The sequence below is a fragment of the Roseomonas rosulenta genome (assembly GCF_016106005.1).
In the GTDB taxonomy this organism is placed as follows: Bacteria; Pseudomonadota; Alphaproteobacteria; order Acetobacterales; family Acetobacteraceae; genus Neoroseomonas; species Neoroseomonas rosulenta.
The window spans coordinates 1-966 of the sequence record NZ_JACADR010000582.1 but is presented as its reverse complement, the minus strand read 5'-3'; the positions used below and the strand labels follow the sequence as shown (position 1 = coordinate 966).

Sequence of the window (966 nt, the reverse complement as noted above, 5' to 3'; positions counted from 1 at the left end):
CAGCGCGGCCTCACGCGCGGCCAGCGCCCCGAGCTGCCCGAGCGTGGCGAAGCCCGCCGCCGCCAGGCGCTTCGCCATGGCGGGCCCCACGCCCGGCAGCAGCGTGACCGGCTGCGGCGCGAGCCAGGCCGCCGCTTCCTCCGCGCCGATCACCGCGAAGCCGCGCGGCTTGTCGCGTTCCGCCGCCAGCTTTGCCATCAGCCGGTTGGCCGCGAGGCCGATCGAGACGGTCACGCCGACCTCGCGTTCCACCGCCGCGGCGAAGCGCGCCAGCACGGCCGCCGGGGGCGCGCCGTGCAGCGCCTCGGTGCCCAACAGGTCGAGCACCGCCTCGTCGATCGACAGCGGCTGCACCAGCGGGGTCAGCGCCTCCATCATCGCGCGGATGCGCCGGCCTTCCTTCACGTACTTCGCCATGTCGGGCCTGATCACCACCGCATCGGGGCAGGCCGCGAGCGCCTTGAACATCGGCATGGCGGAGCGCACGCCGCGCGTGCGCGCGATGTAGCAGCAGGCCGCCACCACGCCGCGCTTCCCCCCGCCGACGATGACCGGGCGGGTCAGAAGCTCCGGCCGGTCGCGCTTCTCCACGCTGGCGTAGAAGGCATCGCAATCCACATGCGCGACCGACAGTGCAAACAGCCGCGCATGCGCGACCACGCGGCGCGATCCGCAGGACGGGCAGCGCGCAAAGGCGGCCTCCGCCCGATGGAGGCAGTCGCGGCAAAGCGCAGGCATGGCGCAGGCATAGCCGTTCGGGCGGCGGCGCCGAAGCCGAAATCCACGCCGTGGGTCACGCCGCCGCGGCGCGGCGGCGGACCGCGAAGGGCATCGCCACTGGCCAGTGCGGCACCGCCCAGCCCTGCGCATAGAGGCGCTTCTGCCAATCCACCTGCATCGCCTTGGTGGGCGTGCGGCCCGACGCCATGCGCTCGCGCGTCTCGGCCGGCAGGTTGGCGTCGATCC

1 protein-coding gene is annotated in these 966 nt (G+C 74.3%); it reads right to left on the bottom strand.

The genetic code is table 11. The features are described from left to right. Positions 1-738 (bottom strand): DNA polymerase IV (locus HW578_RS27010; RefSeq protein WP_198373777.1); only part of this gene is annotated, 738 nt, incomplete at its 3' end. Positions 739-966 lie beyond the last annotated feature (228 nt).